This is a genomic window from Streptomyces sp. DSM 42067 (genome assembly GCF_055792885.1).
The window spans coordinates 4,338,383-4,356,849 of record NZ_CM147706.1; the positions used below are offsets into that span (position 1 = coordinate 4,338,383).

14 protein-coding genes are annotated in these 18,467 nt (G+C 72.4%); 4 read left to right on the plus strand and 10 right to left on the minus strand.

The annotated features are described in order from the left end of the window. The first annotated feature begins 185 nt into the window (after nt 1-185). Nucleotides 186-1,286, plus strand: a complete 1,101-nt coding sequence (locus ACSMXV_RS19925; protein ID WP_473172732.1) for a citrate synthase 2 — start codon at nt 186-188, stop codon at nt 1,284-1,286. Nucleotides 1,287-1,407: 121 nt separating this feature from the next. On the opposite strand, the gene ACSMXV_RS19930 is transcribed toward ACSMXV_RS19925, so the two are convergent. The 9 genes from ACSMXV_RS19930 to ACSMXV_RS19970 all read right to left on the minus strand — a co-directional run bounded on the left by ACSMXV_RS19930 (nt 1,408) and on the right by ACSMXV_RS19970 (nt 14,527). Next, entirely contained in the window at nt 1,408-2,154 is a 747-nt protein-coding gene (locus ACSMXV_RS19930) for a TetR/AcrR family transcriptional regulator (RefSeq protein ID WP_473172733.1), read from the minus strand. Then, entirely contained in the window at nt 2,142-2,894 is a 753-nt protein-coding gene (locus ACSMXV_RS19935) for an enoyl-CoA hydratase family protein (RefSeq protein WP_473179004.1), read from the minus strand. The genes ACSMXV_RS19930 and ACSMXV_RS19935 overlap by 13 nt, the downstream gene beginning before the upstream one ends. A gap of 214 nt (nt 2,895-3,108) precedes the next feature. Further along, nucleotides 3,109-4,284 carry an acyl-CoA dehydrogenase family protein gene (locus ACSMXV_RS19940; RefSeq protein ID WP_473172734.1) on the minus strand — a complete coding sequence of 392 codons (1,176 nt, stop codon included), beginning with the start codon at nt 4,282-4,284 and terminating at the stop codon, nt 3,109-3,111. Next, nucleotides 4,281-6,191: an acetyl/propionyl/methylcrotonyl-CoA carboxylase subunit alpha gene (locus ACSMXV_RS19945; RefSeq protein WP_473172735.1), complete on the minus strand. Its 1,911-nt coding sequence runs from the start codon at nt 6,189-6,191 to the stop codon at nt 4,281-4,283. The genes ACSMXV_RS19940 and ACSMXV_RS19945 overlap by 4 nt, the downstream gene beginning before the upstream one ends. A gap of 20 nt (nt 6,192-6,211) precedes the next feature. Continuing rightward, nucleotides 6,212-7,810, minus strand: coding sequence for an acyl-CoA carboxylase subunit beta (locus ACSMXV_RS19950; protein WP_473172736.1), 1,599 nt, complete (start codon nt 7,808-7,810; stop codon nt 6,212-6,214). Nucleotides 7,811-7,853: 43 nt separating this feature from the next. Further along, nucleotides 7,854-9,548, minus strand: coding sequence for an acyclic terpene utilization AtuA family protein (locus ACSMXV_RS19955; RefSeq protein WP_473172737.1), 1,695 nt, complete (start codon nt 9,546-9,548; stop codon nt 7,854-7,856). Between the two features lie 73 nt (nt 9,549-9,621). Further along, nucleotides 9,622-10,428 carry a TIGR03084 family metal-binding protein gene (locus ACSMXV_RS19960; protein WP_473172738.1) on the minus strand — a complete coding sequence of 269 codons (807 nt, stop codon included), beginning with the start codon at nt 10,426-10,428 and terminating at the stop codon, nt 9,622-9,624. A gap of 175 nt (nt 10,429-10,603) precedes the next feature. Next, nucleotides 10,604-11,557 carry an EamA family transporter gene (locus ACSMXV_RS19965; protein ID WP_473172739.1) on the minus strand — a complete coding sequence of 318 codons (954 nt, stop codon included), beginning with the start codon at nt 11,555-11,557 and terminating at the stop codon, nt 10,604-10,606. A 207-nt stretch (nt 11,558-11,764) separates the two neighbouring features. After that, complete coding sequence (locus tag ACSMXV_RS19970; RefSeq protein WP_473179005.1) at nt 11,765-14,527, minus strand: FAD-binding and (Fe-S)-binding domain-containing protein; 2,763 nt, start codon at nt 14,525-14,527, stop codon at nt 11,765-11,767. 310 nt (nt 14,528-14,837) lie between these two features. On the opposite strand from ACSMXV_RS19970, the gene serC reads away from it, so the two are divergent. Continuing rightward, a complete protein-coding gene (gene serC, locus ACSMXV_RS19975; protein ID WP_473172740.1) occupies nt 14,838-15,956 on the plus strand; it encodes a phosphoserine transaminase in 1,119 nt (372 codons plus the stop codon). A gap of 162 nt (nt 15,957-16,118) precedes the next feature. Further along, nucleotides 16,119-16,538 carry a PPOX class F420-dependent oxidoreductase gene (locus tag ACSMXV_RS19980; protein ID WP_473172741.1) on the plus strand — a complete coding sequence of 140 codons (420 nt, stop codon included), beginning with the start codon at nt 16,119-16,121 and terminating at the stop codon, nt 16,536-16,538. A gap of 102 nt (nt 16,539-16,640) precedes the next feature. Here the strand turns inward: ACSMXV_RS19980 and ACSMXV_RS19985 are convergent, their stop codons facing one another. Continuing rightward, nucleotides 16,641-17,621 (minus strand): WD40 repeat domain-containing protein, encoded by a 981-nt coding sequence (locus ACSMXV_RS19985; RefSeq protein ID WP_473172742.1) that lies wholly within the window; start codon nt 17,619-17,621, stop codon nt 16,641-16,643. 99 nt (nt 17,622-17,720) lie between these two features. Here ACSMXV_RS19985 and ACSMXV_RS19990 point away from each other — a divergent pair, with 99 nt between their 5' ends. Further along, on the plus strand, nt 17,721-18,410 hold the full coding sequence (locus ACSMXV_RS19990) for an SGNH/GDSL hydrolase family protein (protein ID WP_473172743.1): 690 nt from the start codon (nt 17,721-17,723) through the stop codon (nt 18,408-18,410). Nucleotides 18,411-18,467: the final 57 nt, after the last annotated feature.

The window sequence follows — 18,467 nt, forward strand, 5'->3', positions numbered from 1 at the left end:
CCTGTCCCACGGGGCATCACCGCTGTGACCGATCCGGACCGCGAATTTTCGGAACCGACCGTGGAAACCGGAAACGAAGCCCGCCGAAGCCAGAAGCCGCTGCACACGCTGCACCCCGCTGAAGCCCGCTTCTGAACGACTCCGGTCCTCCCTACCGTCTGTCGCACACAGTGAGGAGCCGCCTGATGTCCGACTTCGTACCCGGACTCGAGGGAGTCATCGCGTTCGAGACGGAGATCGCCGAACCGGATAAGGAGGGCGGCGCCCTTCGCTACCGGGGCGTCGACATCGAGGATCTGGTCGGCCACGTCTCGTTCGGGAACGTGTGGGGCCTGCTCGTCGACGGGGCCTTCGACCCCGGTCTGCCGCCCGCCGAACCGTTCCCCATCCCCGTGCACTCCGGCGACATCCGCGTGGACGTCCAGTCCGCGCTCGCGATGCTCGCCCCCGTCTGGGGCCTGCAACCGCTGCTCGACATCGACGCGGAGCAGGCCCGCGAGGACCTCGCGCGCGCCGCGGTCATGGCCCTGTCCTACGTCGCTCAGTCGGCGCGCGGGCAGGGGCTGCCGATGGTGCCCCAGCGCGAGATCGACAAGGCCCACTCCGTCGTCGAGCGGTTCATGATCCGCTGGCGCGGCGAGCCGGACCCCAAGCATGTGGCGGCCGTGGACGCGTACTGGACGTCCGCCGCCGAGCACGGCATGAACGCCTCCACGTTCACCGCCCGCGTCATCGCCTCCACCGGTGCCGATGTCGCGGCCGCGCTGTCGGGCGCCGTGGGCGCCATGTCCGGGCCGCTGCACGGCGGCGCGCCCTCCCGCGTGCTCCACATGATCGAGGAGATCGAGCGCACGGGCGACGCGGAGGCGTACGTGAAGAACGCCCTGGACCGGGGCGAGCGGCTGATGGGCTTCGGGCACCGCGTCTACCGGGCCGAGGACCCCCGCGCGCGAGTGCTGCGGCGCACGGCGCGTGAGCTGGGCGCCCCGCGCTTCGAGGTCGCCGAGGCCCTGGAGAAGGCGGCCCTGGAGGAGCTGCACGCCCGCCGCCCCGACCGGGTGCTGGCCACGAACGTGGAGTTCTGGGCGGCCATCGTCCTGGACTTCGCGGAGGTTCCCGCGCACATGTTCACCTCGATGTTCACCTGCGCCCGCACGGCGGGCTGGTCGGCGCACATCCTGGAGCAGAAGCGGACGGCGCGGCTGGTGCGGCCGTCGGCCCGGTACGTGGGGCCGGGGCCGAGGAGCCCGCAGCAGATCGGGGGGTACGAGGGCATCTCGCGCTGATCGGCGTCCGCGGCGCGGAACGGGGGGTGCGCACCCGAGCGAGGGGTGCTGTGCGTCGTGGGTGGGCTGTGCCCACCCACTCCCAGCCCTGCGGAACGATCGCCCACAGCACTGGCCGCCCTCAGTCCAGTGCCTCCTCCAGCAGCGCTGCCCACTGGGTCACCACCCGCTCCCGTCGTGCCCCGTCGTCCGTGAGCAGGTTGGCGAGGCCCAGGCCGCGGGCCATGTCGAGGAGGCCCTGGACGGTCTCGCGGACGCCGGGGCGGGACTCGTCCGCGGACAGGAGTTCGACCGCGATGCGGTGGGTCTCGCGCCCGACCCGGGCCTCCAGCTCGGTGACCTGGGGGCGCAGTTGCTCCTCGTTGGAGGCCGCGACCCACAGCTGGAGGGCGGCGCGGAAGAGCGGTCCTGTGTAGAGGTCGACGAGAGCCGCCACCACGGCGCGGCGGTCCGCCGGGCCTTCCGTGGGGGTCCCCGGGAACAGCGCCCGCAGCGCGGTCGAGCGCTCCTCTGCGACGTAGGCGACGGCCGCGGTGAACAGGTCCTCGCGGGTCGGGAAGTGGTGCTGGGCCGCGCCCCGCGAGACGCCTGCGCGCTCGGCGACGACCGACACCGTGGAGCCGGCCCACCCGTGCTCGGCGAGGCAGGCGACGGCGGCTTCCAGGAGGCGCCGCCGGGTGGCGCGGCTGCGGTCCTGTTTCGGAAACCGGTCCTGCTTCGGCAGCCGGTCCTGCTTCGGCAGCCGGTCCTGTCGGGGAACGTGGTCGGCGCTGGTCGCGGCCGGGGTGCCGCTGGAGGGGACCGGACGGTCGGCGGGAGCCGTGCCGTCGGCCGGTGCCGCGCGTCCGGCCGGAGTCACAACACCCATACGGGATCCCGTCGTTCAAGGAAGGCCGTCATCCCTTCGCGGGCCTCCGCGGAGGCGAAGAGCCGCGCGGAGAGAGCGGTCAGGGCCGCCGCCTCCCGGTCGAAGGTTTCCAGCACCTTAGCCGTGACCAGCCGCTTTGTCTCCGCCAGGGCTCCGGGGGCGGCCTTGCGCAGCCCGTCGAGTACGGGAGCGAGCGCCGCGTCGACATCGTGCCGGGCCGCCATGGTCAGCAGCCCGACGCGGGCCGCCTCGGCCGCATCGAAGCGCTCACCGGTGAGGTAGTAGCGGGTGGCGGCGCGCGGGTCGATGCAGGGCAGTAGCGGAAGCGAGATGACGGCGGGGGCGACCCCGATGCGTACCTCCGTGAAGGCGAAGGTGGCTTCGGGGCCCGCGGCCGCGATGTCGCACGCGCCGATGAGGCCGAGGCCGCCTGCGCGCGCGTGCCCGGTCACCCGGGCCACCACAGGCTTGGGCAGGTCGACGATCTGCCTGAGCAGCGCCACCAGGGCGGCGGGATCGGGCGGTTCGCGCAGGTCGGCGCCCGCGCTGAAGGTGTTCCCGGTGTGGGTGAGGACGACCGCGCGTACGTCCTCGTCCTTGCCGCACTCCGCGAGCGCGGTGGCGAGGGCGGCGACGAGCCCGGCCGAGAGCGCGTTGCGCCGCGCGGGCGCGTCCAGCGTGAGGGTGGTGATGCCGCGGTCGTGGTGCCGGGTGACCGGACCGGTCCCTTGGGACGCCATGTCGGCTCCTTGGGGCACCATGTCGGATTCCTGGGACACCATGTCGGCTCCTTGAACGTGAGGCCCGCGATCGCCGCCGCGGGGCGCGTCTAAGCAGGCGGATGAAGTCGGCTGCGGTTCGGCAGCGCCCTGAAGGGGCGCGGGGAACTGCGCGACCAGCCACGACGGCGCTGCAGCGAACCGACGGCACATCGCGGCACTTCCAGCGGAGCGCTTAGTACGACTTGGGCAGTCCGAGGGTCTGGTGGGACACGTAGTTGAGGATCATTTCTCGGCTGACCGGAGCGATACGGGCCACGCGCGACGCGGTGATGAGCGAGGCGAGGCCGTACTCGCGGGTGAGGCCGTTGCCGCCCAGGGTGTGCACGGCCTGGTCGACGGCCTTCACACAGGCCTCGGCGGCCGCGTACTTGGCCATGTTGGCGGCCTCACCGGCACCGATGTCGTCGCCCGTGTCGTAGAGGTGGGCGGCCTTCTGCGTCATCAGGCGGGCGAGTTCGAGTTCGATGTGGGACTGCGCGAGGGGGTGGGCGATGGCCTGGTGGGCGCCGATCGGGGCCTGCCAGACGGTGCGGTCCTTCGCGTAGCCGACGGCACGGGCAAGCGCGTGACGGCCCATGCCGATCGCGAAGGCGGCGGTCATGATGCGCTCGGGGTTGAGGCCCGCGAACAGTTGCAGCAGCCCCGCGTCCTCGTCGCCCACGAGCGCGTCCGCGGGCAGCCGGACGTCGTCGAGGACGAGCTCGAACTGCTTCTCCGGTGCCTGGAGTTCCATGTCGATACCGTGCCGCTGGAAGCCCTCGGCGTCACGCGGTACGACGAAGAGGGAGGGCTTGAGGCCGCCAGTGCGGCCCCCTTTGTCGGACACGGTCTCGGTGCGGCCGACGATGAGCGTGGCGTCGGCAATGTCGACGCCGGAGATGAACACCTTGCGGCCGCTCAGCACCCAGTCCGTGCCGTCCCTGCGGGCCGTGGTGGTGATGCGGTGCGAGTTGGAGCCCGCGTCCGGTTCGGTGATGCCGAAGGCCATGGTGCGGCTGCCGTCGGCGATGCCCGGCAGCCAGGTGCGCTTCTGCTCCTCGGTGCCGAAGCGGGCGATGACGGTGCCGCAGATCGCGGGCGAGACGACCATCATCAGCAGCGGGCATCCGGCGGCGCCCAGCTCCTCGAGGACGATGGCGAGTTCGGTGATGCCGCCGCCTCCGCCGCCGTACTCCTCGGGGAGGTTCACGCCGAGGTAGCCGAGTTTGGCGGCCTCGGCCCACAGTTCCTCGGGGTGGCGGCCCTCGGCGACGGCCTTGGTGAGGTACTCGCGCCCGTAGCGCCTGCCGAGCTGGGCGACGGCGGCGCGCAGGGCTTTGTGCTCGTCGGTTTCCAAGGTGGCGCTCACTGGTCGTGGTCCTCCTGTACGGCGGATGCGGCGACGGCTTCGACGGCGGACTCGGCGACGGCTTCTGCGACGGTCTCGACGACGGCGAGCAGGGCACCGACCTCGACCTGGCGGCCGGGGGCGGCGTGCAGGGCGGTGAGCGTGCCGGAGGCGGGAGCGGCGATCTTGTGCTCCATCTTCATGGCCTCCAGCCACAACAGGGGCTCTCCGGCCCGTACGGCGGCTCCCACGGCAAGCCCGTCGGCGACGCGGACGACGGTGCCCGGCATGGGCGCGAGCAGCGACCCGGGGACGTGTTGCGCGGCCGGGTCGGGGAAGCGGGGCAGGACGGTCAGCGCGGTGGCGTTCACCTGCACCTGGTCGCCGTACCGTGCGACCTCGAACTTCCTCCGCACCGCGCCGACTTCGAGGATGACGAGCCGGGCGTCGGCGTGCACGACCCGTACCCCGTCGGCGGTCAGGCCCGCGCGGGTGTGCCGGTAGCGGACCTCGTGCTCCTCGCCCGCCATGGCGTACCGCTTGACCTGCGGCTGCGATGGCAGATTGCGCCAGCCGCCGAACCGGGAACGGCCGTGGGCGTCGGCGAGGGCCGCGGCCAGCGGGGCGTACGGGTCGGGGTCCGGCTCGGTCAGCTCCGGCAGATGACGGCCGTAGAACCCGGTGTCCATGCGGCCGGTGGTGAACTCCTCGTGCCGCAGGGAGCGGACGAGCAGATCCCGGTTGGTGACAGGGCCGTGCACGACCGCCCGTTCCAGGGCGCCCGCGAGCTTGCGGATGGCCTCCGCGCGCGTGGGGGCGTGGGCGACGGCCTTGGCGAGCATCGGGTCGTAGTGGACGCCGATCGGGTCGCCGTCCTCGTAGCCCGTGTCCAGTCGGATGCCGGCCGGCACGGTCAGACGATGCAGGGTGCCGGTCTGCGGTGCCCAGTCACGGGCCGGATCTTCCGCGTACAGGCGGGCCTCGATCGCGTGCCCACGCGCGCGTGGCGGCTCGGCGTCCAGCGCCCCGCGCTCGGCGATCCGGATCTGCAGCGCGACGAGATCGATCCCGAACACGGCTTCCGTCACGGGGTGTTCGACCTGGAGGCGGGTGTTCATCTCCAGGAAGTGCGCGCGGCCGTCAGCGACCAGGAACTCGACGGTTCCGGCGCCGCGGTAGCCCGTCGCGTGCGCGGCACGGACCGCCAACAGGTGGAGGTGATCGGTGAGTTCCCGCGAGAGTCCCGGGGCGGGTGCCTCCTCGATCACCTTCTGGTGGCGGCGCTGGAGGGAGCAGTCGCGGGTGCCGAGCGCCCACACCGTGCCGTGCGCGTCGGCCATGATCTGGACCTCGACATGCCGCCCGCCCTCGATGTACGGCTCGACGAACACCTCGCCGTCCCCGAAGGCGCTCAGGGCCTCGGCCCGCGCCCCCTCCAGGGCCCCGTCCAGCTCGGAGAGTTCCCGTACGACCCGCATGCCGCGCCCGCCACCGCCCGCGGCCGCCTTGACCAGCACCGGAAGGTCGTCCTCCGTCACGTTCTCCAGAGGGGCGATGCCGATGAGCTTCTTGGCGCGCGTCTTGGACGCCATCGCCTCGATCGCCTCGGGCGGCGGTCCGATCCAGACGAGGCCCGCGTCGAGCACGGCACGCGCGAAGTCGGCGTTCTCGGAGAGGAAGCCGTAGCCGGGGTGCACGGCGTCGGCGCCCGCGGCCAGCGCCGCCTTCACGATCAGGTCGCCGCGCAGATACGTCTCCGCGGGCGCCGCTCCCGGCAGGCGTACGGAGGTGTCGGCCACGCGCGCGTGGAGGGCGTTCTCGTCGGCGTCCGAGTGCACGGCGACCGTCCGGATACCCAGGTCACGGCACGTACGGAAGACGCGGCAGGCGATCTCGCCGCGGTTGGCCACGAGCACAGAAGTGATCACTGGAGAGGACCTCATATCCGTCACATCCGGAAGACGCCGAAGCCGCCGCGCGCGCCCTCGACGGGCGCCGTGTGGATCGCGGACAGGCACAGGCCGAGCACGGTGCGGGTGTCGCGCGGGTCGATGACCCCGTCGTCGTAGAGCCGCCCGGACAGGAACATCGGCAGGGACTCGGACTCGATCTGCTGCTCCACCATGGCGCGCAGCGCCGCATCTGCCTCCTCGTCGTAGGGCTGCCCCTTCGCGGCCGCCGACTGACGGGCGACGATGGAGAGCACCCCCGCGAGCTGCTGCGGGCCCATGACTGCGGACTTGGCGCTGGGCCAGGCGAAGAGGAACCGCGGGTCGTAGGCCCGCCCGCACATGCCGTAGTGCCCGGCGCCGTACGAGGCGCCCATCAGCACGCTGAGGTGCGGTACGCGCGAGTTGGACACCGCGTTGATCATCATCGCGCCGTGCTTGATGATGCCGCCCTGCTCGTACTCCTTGCCGACCATGTAGCCGGTGGTGTTGTGCAGGAAGAGGAGGGGGATGTCGCGCTGGTTGGCGAGCTGGATGAACTGGGCCGCCTTCTGCGACTCCTCGCTGAACAGCACGCCCTGCGCGTTGGCGAGGATCCCGATCGGATAGCCGTGCAGGGTCGCCCACCCGGTGCACAGGCTCGTCCCGTACAGCGGCTTGAACTCGTCGAAGTCGGAGGCGTCGACGATCCGGGCGATGACCTCGCGCGGGTCGAAGGGGATCTTCAGATCACCGGGCACGATGCCCAGGAGCTCGTCCTCGTCGTACTTGGGCAGGGCGGCCGGGCCCGGATCGGGGTGCGCCTTGCGGTGGTTGAGGCGGGCGACGACGCGGCGGGCCTGGCGCAGGGCGTCCTGCTCGTCGAGCGCGTAGTAGTCGGCAAGACCGGACACGCGCGCGTGCATCTCGGCTCCGCCGAGCGACTCGTCGTCGCTCTCCTCGCCGGTGGCCATCTTCACGAGCGGCGGCCCGCCGAGGAAGACCTTCGCGCGCTCCTTGACCATGATCACGTGGTCCGACATACCGGGGATGTACGCGCCTCCGGCCGTGGAGTTCCCGAAGACCACGGCCACGGTCGGAATGCCGGCCGCCGACAGCCGCGTCAGGTCACGGAAGATGGCCCCGCCGGGGATGAAGATCTCCTTCTGCGACGGCAGATCGGCGCCGCCCGACTCGACGAGACTGATGCAGGGCAGCCGGTTGGCGTAGGCGATCTCGTTGGCGCGCAGCGCCTTCTTCAGCGACCACGGATTGCTGGCCCCGCCGCGTACGGTCGGGTCATTGGCCGTGATCAGGCATTCGACGCCCTCTACGACGCCGATCCCGGTGACGAGTGAGGCCCCCACCGCGTAGTCGCTGCCCCAGGCCGCAAGCGGCGACAGCTCCAGGAAGGGGGTGTCCGGATCAAGCAGCAGCTCGATGCGCTCGCGGGCGAGCAGCTTCCCGCGCGCGCGGTGCCGGGCGACGTACTTCTCGCCGCCGCCCGCGAGCGCCCTTGCGTGCTCGGCGTCGAGCTCGGCGAGCTTGCCGAGCATGGCTTCGCGGTGGGCGGCGCGGTCAGGGGCGGTGGTGTCCAGCGCGGACGCGAGGACGGTCACGGGGTCACCTCCGGCGAGGAAAAGACATGGCGCCAGGCCTCCGTCACAGCAGTACCTCCGGTATCTCCAGGTGCCGCGACCGCAGCCACTCCCCCAGCGCCTTGGCCTGCGGATCGAAGCGGGCCTGCGCGGCGACGCCCTCGCCGAGCAGGCCCTCGACGACGAAGTTCAACGCCCGCAGGTTCGGCAGCACATGGCGTACGACGGGGAGGCCGGAGCACTCCGGGAGAAGCTCCCGCAGGCGGTCGGCGGTCAGGGTGTGCGCGAGCCAGCGCCAGGCGTCGTCGGTGCGCGCCCACACGCCGATGTTCGCGTCGCCGCCCTTGTCGCCGCTGCGGGCCCCGGCGACCAGGCCGAGCGGCGCGCGACGGGTGCGGCCGGGCGGCAGCGGCTCGGGCAGCGGTGGCTCGTCGGCCGCTTCCAGTACGCGGGTGGCGGCGGGCGGAGCCACCGGGATCCGCTGCCCGTCCCACAGCACCGCCGTGTGCGCCACGGCGCCCTGCTCGACGTAGGCCGCCTCGAACACCCCGTACGGCGCGCCCCTGCCCGGCGGCGCCGTCAGATGGAACCCCGGGTAGCTGCCGAGCCCCAGCTCGACGGCGGCCCCGCTGAGGCGCCGTCCCACGGACTCCTCGTCGGCGTCGCGGACGACGAGCCGGAGCAGCGCACTCGCGCTCTCCTCGGTGTCCGCGTCCGGCCGGTCGGTGCGGGCCAGCTCCCATCGCACCTCGCTCGGACGGGACTTGGCGGCATCGAGCGCGGCCTCCATCTGCTCGCGCACAAGCGCCGCCTTCGCCTCGACATCGAGCCCCGTGAGGACGAAGACGACCTCGTTGCGGAACCCGCCGAGCCGGTTCAGCCCGACCTTGAGGGTCGGGGGCGGGGCCTCGCCGCGCACGCCGCTGATGCCCACGCGGTCGGGTCCGTCCTGCGTGAGGCGTACGGAGTCGAGGCGGGCGGTGACGTCCGGCCCCGCGTACCGCGCACCGGACGTCTCGTACAGGAGCTGCGCCGTGACCGTGCCGATGTCCACGACACCGCCCGTCCCGTCGTGCTTGGTGATAACGGACGAGCCGTCCTCGTGGATCTCGGCGACCGGAAACCCGGGATGCCGCAGGCGACGCCCGTCGTGCTCGGCGAAGAACGCGTAATTGCCGCCCGTGGCCTGGGTCCCGCACTCCAGGACATGCCCGGCGACGACGGCACCCGCCAGCTCGTCGTACGCCCCCGGCCCCCAGCCGAAGTGGGCCGCGGCGGGCCCGCTGACCAGCGCCGCGTCCGTGACCCGGCCGGTGACGACGACGTCCGCGCCCTCCCGCAGGCAGACGCCGATTCCGCCGCCGCCGAGGTAGGCGTGCGCGGCGAGCACCCCCGGAAAACGGCCGCTGAGCTCGTCACCCTCGACGTGGGCGACGCGGACGGGGATGCCGAGCCGGTCGGCCAACGCGCGTACGGCGTCGGCGAGTCCGGCCGGGTTCAGCCCGCCCGCGTTGGCCACGATCCGCACGCCTCGCTCATACGCGAGCCCGAGGCACTCCTCCAACTGCCGCAGAAAGGTGCGCGCGTAGCCGCCGTCCGGGTTCTTGAGGCGGTCCCGCCCCAGGATGAGCATGGTCAGCTCGGCGAGATAGTCGCCGGTCAGGACGTCGAGCGGGCCGCCCGTCAGCATCTCGCGCATCGCGTCGAACCGGTCGCCGTAGAACCCGGAGGCGTTGCCGATGCGCAGCGGGCCGGTCATCGGGCGGCGCCCTTCGGCGTGCGTCCGGCGCCGGGCGGACCGGCGAAGGCCTGCGCGATGCGCAGCGGGCCCGTCATCGGCCGGCCCCCTTCGGCGCACGCCCGGCCCCCGGCGGGCCCGCGAAGGCCTGCGCGATGTCCAGCCACCGGTCGGCGTCGGGCCCCTCGGCCCGTACGGCGAGGTCGGCGCGGTGGGCGCGCTGGGTGACCAGGAGGCAGAAGTCGAGCGCGGGCCCGGTGACCCTCTGCGCGGCCTCCTCGGGCCCGTACGTCCACACCTCACCCGAACCCGACCCGTCGGGCGGGGTGAGCTCGACGCGGAACTCCTCGCCCGGGGCGGCCAGTCCCCGCACCGCGAAGGAGAAGTCACGCGCGCGTACGCCGATACGCGCCACGTGACGCAGCCGCGCGGTGGCCCGACGGGTCCTGCCGAGGGCGTCCACGATGTCCTGACCATGCGCCCAGGTCTCCATCAGACGGCCGGTCGCCATGGAGGCCGCGCTCATCGGCGGCCCGTACCAGGGAAACCGGGTCCCGGTCGGAGCCGCCCGCAGCGCCTTCTGCAGCAGCTCGCGCCCGGTGCGCCAGCGGGCGAGCAAGTCGGTGTGCGGCAGTGCGGCGCCCGCCTCGGCCGCCTGGTCGACGAAGGTGTCCGGCGCGGCCAGGGCCTTCGTGGCCTCGGCGGCGAAGCCGTCCGGGTCGGTGACGGCCAGCAGCGCCATGCGGTCGGTCCACTCGAGATGAGCGATCTGGTGGGCGACGGTCCAGCGGGGCGCGGAGGTCATCCAGGCCCACTTCTGACGGCTCAGTCCACCGACGATCTCGTCGAGTTCATCGCCTTCGGCACGCAAGTCGTCCAGTACGACAGCGGGTTCGGACACGGTGCGCTCCCCTCGGGACCGGCACGGCGGTGTGCCCCCGGAGCATGGCAGCCGCCAGAAAAACAAGCAAGCGTGCTTGCATTGATTTCGGACCGTTCGTTACGGAGCGGCAGCCGGTGGACTCCGGGGAGGACCAGGCCGACGCGGACGGCCAGACGTAAGGAAACGCGTCGCGTCAGAGGGCGGTGCCGCCCTGGGCCGCGTCGTCCAGCCCCGTCGCCTTCCCCCGCCCCACCTGCGTCCGCACCGCCCCCATGCTCGCCCCGATGACCAGCGCGATCGCCAGCGCCTGGGTGGCGGACAGGGCCTGGTGCAGGACCAGGAAGCCGGCAAACGCCGCGAGGGCCGGTTCCAGGCTCATGAGGACGGCGAAGGTGGACGCGGGCAGGCGTCGCAGGGCGATCAGTTCGAGGGTGTACGGCAGGACGGACGAGAGCATCGCGACGCCCGCGCCGAGGCCCAGCGTGACCGGGTCGATGAGCTTCGTCCCCGACTCCGCGATGCCCAACGGCAGGAAGAGCAGGGCCGCCACGGCCATGGCCAGCGCCAGGCCGTCGGCCTGCGGGAAGCGGCGTCCCGTACGGGCGCTGAACACGATGTACGCCGCCCACATGGCGCCGGCGCCCAGCGCGAAGGCGACGCCCAGGGGGTCGAGGCTCTCGAAGCCTCCGCCGCCGAGCAGGAAGACGCCGGCGAGGGCGAGGCCTGCCCAGATCACGTTCACCGCCCGGCGGGACGCGAGCACGGAGAGCGCGAGCGGGCCCAGGACCTCGAGGGTGACGGCCGGTCCCAGCGGGATACGGGCGACGGCCTGGTAGAAGAGCCCGTTCATGGCGCCCATGGCGACGCCGAAGGCGAGGACGGTGCCCCAGTCGGCGCGCGAGTGACCGCGCAGCCGCGGACGGCAGACGGCGAGCAGCACGACCGCGGCGACGATGAGCCGCAGCGTCACGACGCCGAGAGCCCCCGCCCTCGGCATCAGACTCACCGCGAGCGCGCCGCCGAACTGCACGGAGACACCGCCTGCGAGGACGAGGCCGACGGGACCGAGGGAGCCGAGACCGAAGCGGAAACTGCGGCGCCTTCCGGGTGCGCCCGGCGCGTCGGCTGCGGCCTGCGCAGCCGGCACGGCACCTGGCGCTGCCCCCGCCACGGCGGGCGCCGTATGGCCGACGCCACCAGGAGTGCCCTGTGCACCTTGTGCGACGCCTGCTTCCGACACGTCCGACACGGCTCTCAGCCTTCCCCAGGTCCAATCCACGCCACAAGTCCATTCACCTAGACTTGCGTATTCAAAATAGTGCACTCGTCCAGCACTGTGAAACGCTTTTGCAGCTTACGTCCGCGGCCGCTCGGGCCGGTCGCCGAAATTCCCGAGCGCTTCGGCCAGCACCTCCGCCACATGCCTCCCCCGCCGCCCCGCGAGCTGCTCCAGCTGGGTGCGGCAGGAGAAGCCGTCGGCCAGCAACACCGTGTCGTCCGACGCCGCCCGTACCGACGGAAGCAACTGCTCCTCGGCGCAGGCGGTCGACACCTCGTAGTGGCCCTTCTCGAAGCCGAAGTTGCCCGCGAGGCCGCAGCAGCCACCGCTGAGGTCGCCGGTCAGGCCCGCCTTCTCGCGCAGGCGGCGTTCGGCCGCGTCGCCGAGGACCGCGTGCTGGTGGCAGTGGGTCTGGCCGGCGACGGGTCGGTCGAGGCGCGGCGGCTGCCAGTCGGGAGCCTGCTCCTCCAGGTACTGGGCGAGCGTGCGGACCGAGTCGGCGAGTTCACGCGCGCGTGGGTCGTCGTGGAGGAGTTCCGGCAGGTCGGTCCTGAGCGCTGCCGCGCAGCTCGGCTCCAGTACGACCAGAGGGCCGCCCATGATCGGCTCCATTCGGTCGAGCGTGCGGCGCATGACGGCGCGGGCGCGGTCGAGCTGGCCGGTCGAGACGTACGTCAGGCCGCAGCACACGCCCGACGGCGGCAGGACGACCCGGCGTCCGGCGTCCTCCAGGACCTTCACTGCCGCCTTGCCCACCTCGGGCGACAGATGATCGGTGAAGGTGTCCGGCCACAGCACGGCGGCCTGGTTCGACGAGAGGATCTCCGTGCGGCCTCCGCCGAGCCGTCGTGCGCGGCGGTCGAACCACCGCCGGAACGTCTCGCGCGGCAGCCGCGGAAGCTCCCGCTCCGGCGCGATGCCGCCGAGCCGCTTGGCGAGCGCGGCCAGCGGGCGCAGCCGCAGCGCCGCGTTCACGGCGGCCGCGAAGTTCACGGCGCCCGTGAAGGGCGCGGCGAGCCGCAGCCAGCGCGGCAGCCACCCCATCGCGTAGTGCGCGGCCGGTCGCCGCCGCCCCGCGTAGTGGTGGTGCAGGAACTCCGCCTTGTACGTGGCCATGTCGACGCCGACCGGGCAGTCCGACCGGCAGCCCTTGCACGACAGGCACAGGTCGAGCGCGTCGCGGACCTCCGTGGACCGCCAGCCGTCCGTCACCACCTCGCCCGCCAGCATTTCGTGCAGCAGGCGCGCGCGCCCGCGCGTGGAATGCTCCTCCTCGCCTGTGGCCCGGAAGGACGGGCACATCACCGCGGGCCCCGCCGCCGTCTCCGTACGGCACTTCGCGACGCCCACGCACCGGCGGACCGCCGCCGAGAAGTCCCCGCCGTCGTGGGGGTAGCCGAAGGCCACGTCGACCGGTTTCCGCGGCAGGACGGCGAACGGCAGGTTCTCGTCGAGCCGGGCCGGGCGTACCAGCATCCCCGGGTTGAGCAGGTCGTCCGGGTCCCAGGCGCCCTTCACCCGTTCGAAGAGCCGCACCATCTCCGCGCCGTACATCTTCGGCAGCAGCTCGGCGCGTGCCTGGCCGTCGCCGTGCTCGCCCGAGAGCGAGCCGCCGTGGGCGACGACCACGTCCGCGAGCTCCTCCGAGAAGCGGCGGAAGCGGCCGATGCCCTCGGGCGTCAGCAGGTCGAAGTCGATGCGGACGTGGATGCAGCCGTCGCCGAAGTGCCCGTACGGCGTGCCGCGCAGGCCGTGCTGGGCCAGCAGCCCCCGGAAGTCCCGCAGGTAACCGCCCAGCCGGGCCGGCGGCACCGCACAGTCCTCCCAGCCCGGCCAGGCCTCCGTGCCGTCCGGCATCCGCGTCGCCGTGCCGCTCGCGTCCTCGCGGATCCGCCACAGGGTGCGCTGCCCGGCCGGGTCGGTGACGACGACGGCGTCCACGACGTCGGCGGCGCGCACGATCGCCTCGGCACGCGCGCGTGCCTCCGCCTCCGAGCCGCCGCCCGTCTCGACGAACAGCCAGGCACCGCCCTCGGGCAGCGCAGGTGTGCCGGGCGGCACGAGGTCGGCGGCCATGCCCTCCACGGTGAGCGGCCCGAACGGCAGCAGTCCTGCGGCCGCGTCCGCGGCGGCGCCCTCGTCGGCGTACCCGAGAACAGCGAGCGCACGCGCGCGTGGCGCCTCGACGAGCCGGACGACCGCCTCCGTGAGCACACCGAGCGTGCCTTCGCTGCCGCAGAACGCACGCGCGACGTCCGCGCCCTTCTCGGGCAGCAGCGCGTCCAGTGCGTAGCCGGAGATACGGCGCGGCAGCTCGGGAAAGCCGGTGCGCAGCAGCGCCAACTCGCCGTCCACGAGAGCGCGCAGGCCGTCAGGGGCACCGGCCCATCCGTGGCCCAGCCGCAGGCGCTCGCCCCGGCCGCTGATCACCGACAACTCGCCGACGTTGTCCGCGGTCGTCCCCCACGCCACCGAGTGCGACCCGCACGAGTTGTTGCCGATCATCCCGCCGAGGGTGCAGCGGCTGTGCGTGGACGGGTCGGGCCCGAACCGCAGGCCGTGCGGAGCCGCGGCCTCCTGGAGCCGGTCCAGGACCACGCCCGGCTGGACGACCGCCGTACGCTCCTCCGGGTCCAGGGAAACGATCTTGTTCATGTGCCGAGTGAAGTCCAGGACGACACCGGCGCCGGTGGCCTGGCCGGCGATGGACGTGCCGCCGCCGCGCGCCACGACCGGCACCCCGTGCTCGCGGCACACGGCGAGCACCGCGGCCACGTCGTCGGCGTCCCGCGGGGCCACCACACCGAGCGGCACACGCCGGTAGTTGGACGCGTCCATGGTGGTCAGCGCCCTCGCGGTCACCCCGAAGTCGACGTCCCCGCCGACGGCCGCCCGAAGCCGGCTCCGCAGCTGAGCGCGCAGGTCAGCGCCCGGGTCACCGCCAGGCTCAGTCCTCCGGCCGGCACGCCGGTCATCGCCCCCGTCAACCCGCAGCTCGCCCGGTACCCCTTCGAGATCAGCCATGCCCCCAGGATGCCCCCGCCCGCGCTCCTCATGATCCGGCTGCCTCGTTCTCATGATCCGGCTCGCCCGTCTCATCCGACGGACACGTTTCCGCCAGGTTTCACCGAGCGACTAGGCTCCCCACGTGGCTGAGATCCAGATTCCCGCTGACATCAAGCCCGCCGACGGACGTTTCGGCGCGGGCCCCTCCAAGGTGCGCACGGAGGCGCTGGACGCCCTGGCCGCCACCGGCACGTCCCTCATGGGCACCTCTCACCGCCAGGCCCCGGTCAAGAACCTGGTCGGCAAGGTCCGCGAGGGTGTGCGCGACCTCTTCCAGCTCCCCGAGGGCTACGAGGTGATCCTCGGCAACGGCGGCTCGACCGCGTTCTGGGACATCGCGACCCACGGCCTGATCGAGAACAAGTCGCAGCACCTCAGCTTCGGCGAGTTCAGCTCCAAGTTCGCCAAGGCCGCGAAGCTGGCCCCGTGGCTCGCCGAGCCGACGGTCATCTCCAGCGACCCCGGCACGCACCCCGAGGCGGCCGCCGAGGCTGGCGTCGACGTCTACGCGTTCACGCACAACGAGACCTCGACCGGTGTGGCCATGCCCCTCAAGCGGGTCGAGGGCGCCGACGCGGGCTCGCTCGTCCTCGTGGACGCCACCTCCGGCGCGGGCGGTCTGCCGGTCGACATCGCCGAGACCGACGTCTACTACTTCGCGCCGCAGAAGTCCTTCGCCGCCGACGGCGGCCTGTGGATCGCGGTCTTCTCCCCCGCCGCGATCGAGCGCGCCGAGCGCATCCACGCGTCGGGCCGCCACGTCCCGGAGTTCTTCAGCCTCCCCACGGCGATCGACAACTCCCGCAAGAACCAGACGTACAACACCCCGGCCCTCGCCACGCTGTTCCTGCTCAACGAGCAGCTGGAGTGGATCAACGGCCAGGGCGGCCTGGACTGGGCGGTGCGGCGCACCGCGACCTCCGCGCGGACGCTCTACGGCTGGGCCGAGGACGTCAAGTACGCCAACCCGTTCGTCGCCGACCCGGCGAAGCGCTCGCAGGTCATCGGCACGATCGACTTCTCGGACGACGTCGACGCCGCCGCGGTCGCCAAGGTGCTCCGCGCCAACGGCATCGTGGACACGGAGCCGTACCGCAAGCTGGGCCGCAACCAGCTGCGCGTCGCGATGTTCCCGGCGATCGAGCCGTCGGACATCGAGGCGCTGACGAAGTGCATCGACTACGTGATCGAGAAGCTCTGATCACTGCGGTACGACACTGAAGGGCGCCCGGCGAAACGCCGGGCGCCCTTCCTTCGCCCCCTTCGCGTTCCGGCTGCGACGGATCCTGGACGGGCTGGAAGCAGTTGTCGCGGAGCGCGCCAAAGGGTGGACAAGCGGGGCGATCACTGCCTGCATGGAGTCATGAGCACTCCGCGTACGAGCCCAGAACTCACCCCGTTCGTCAATCAGTGGGCCGTCCTGCTCACCAGCCACAGGAAGGACGGCACGGGCGTCGGCACCCCCGTCAGCATCGCCGTCGAGGGTGACCACGCATACGTCCGCACCCCCGGCAAGGCCGGGAAGGTCAAGCGCCTCCGCAACAACCCCGCGGTGGAGATCGCCCCGTCCACCGCGCGCGGCACCCCGACCGGCCCCGGACTCCACGCCCGGACCCGGCTGCTGGACCACGGCAGCGCGGAGGACCGGCATGCGGCGCGGCTGCTGCGACGCAAGTACCCGTTTCTGCAAGGCCTGTTGGTGCCGCTGGCGCACAAGGTGCTGCGGACGCGGACCCTGCACTACGAAGTGCGGCCGGAGAGGGAGAAGCCGGAGCAGGCGTAGGCCGCTGCCGGACCATCAGGCATCCGGTTCACTGCCGGGAGCTTCAGGCATCCGGGTCACAACCGGGACCTCAGGCACCCGCTCGGGGGCGTCCGGGACGTCTCAGCCCCGCCGCAGCAGCCGCTTCAGGCCGAAGACGACGGCCAGGGTGACGGCGAGAGCGATGGCGCCGGTCCTGAAGTCGGCGTCGAAACCCGGCCCGCTGCCCGTGGCCGCGCTGTCCGCACCACCACCTGTGGACGGCGTCTTGGATGCCGCGCCGCCCTCCTCCTTCACCTCGACGGGCTCGACCGGGCTCTGCGCGCCCTCGCTGCCGTACATCAGGGCGGAGCCGTCCGCCGTATAGGTCATGGACTCGCCCTGCCCCTGCAGCGGCACGCTCAGCCGCTCCTCCCGCTCCGGCTTCCCGTCGCGCCACGCGTAGAGCACCCCGCCGAAGTAGCCGCGCAGCGCAAGGTGCTCGCCGTCAGGCGAGAACGCGCCGTCGGTCACCCAGAGATCCGTGCCGGCCACGCGCTTGAAGACGTTCGTGCCGGAGGCGGAGAGCCGGGCCGGGCCTTCGTAGAGGGAGCCGCCGTCCTCCTTCTTGTCGGCGATGTACACCCGCCCGGTCTTCGGATGGACCATCAGTGCCTCCGCGTCTCGCGGCCCGTCCTCGTACTTCACGACGTACTGCGTGGCGCGGACCGTCTGATCGCGCAGTTCCCTGGGCTCGGGAAGCTTGTAGATCCAGACGTACGGCCAGGTGCCGCCGAGGTTGTCGCCTATGTCGCCGACGTAGAGGTTGTCGTCGGGCCCTATCGAGATGGCCTCCATGTCACGCGGCCGGCCGACGCCCGTCATGGTGACGGTCGCGACGGTCCGCCCGGTCTTCGAGTCGATCGCGTAGAGATACGCGCCGTCGTCGCTGTCGTTGTGCGTCCAGTAGATACCGGGGTGGAGGTGCGAGGCGGCGAGGCCGCTGGACTCGGTGATCCGCCGATCCTTGATCGTGAACCCCTCGGCGCCGCCGTCGGCGAAGGCGGCGGGCGTCGACAGTGCGACGAGGAGGACGGCTCCGGCGAGGGGCGGCAGGGATCGCATGCCCTCAAGCCTGCCACCCCGCCCGGCTGTTCACCGGGCGTGTCCAGCCTCACATCGCCGGCCGCCACCGGCCCGGCATTGATCGACGATGATGAGCGGATGCTCAGGTTCATGCCCGTCGGGGACTCCATGACGATCGGAAGCGCCGGCGAACACACCTGGCGGTACCGGATGTGGCAGCACCTGTGCAGGGCGTACGGCGGCCCGTTCGCGATCGTCGGGCCGCGCGAGACGCTGCACGACAAGGCCGCGGACGCGCCCCTGTCGTACGAGTACGCGGACCCGGACTTCCCGGCGCACGCCCGCCGCCACCTCGCCGGCTGGGGCGAGGGCTGGCTGCACATGGCCCCGCTGATCCGCGAGACGGTGAAGCGCGAACGGGCGGACGTGCTGCTGGTCTCCCTGGGCCTGATAGACCTCGGCTTCTACACGGACGCCGAGCAGACGGCGGAGAACATGCGCCGCTTCGTCACCGAGGCGAGGCTGGCCAACCCGCGGGTACGCATGGTCGTGCTGCCGGTGATCCCGAACGTACGCGCAGAATCGGACGCGGAGTTCGCGACAGAGGTCGCCCGCTTCAACGAACTCCTGGCGAAGGCCGTCGCCGACCTGGACGAGCCGGCCTCCCCCCTCCTCCTGGCCTCGGTCCCCGAGTCGTACGACATCCACTTCGACACGTACGACGGGACGCACCCGAACGCGAGCGGGGAGCACAAGCTGGCGGGGGCGTTCGGGGACGCGATGTACCAGGCGTGGGGGCTGGGGGAGCCGTACGACGCTGGCACGTAGGCCCGATATCGACTTTCACGGGATTTGATATCATCGCTCGTGATGGCCGCAGCTCGC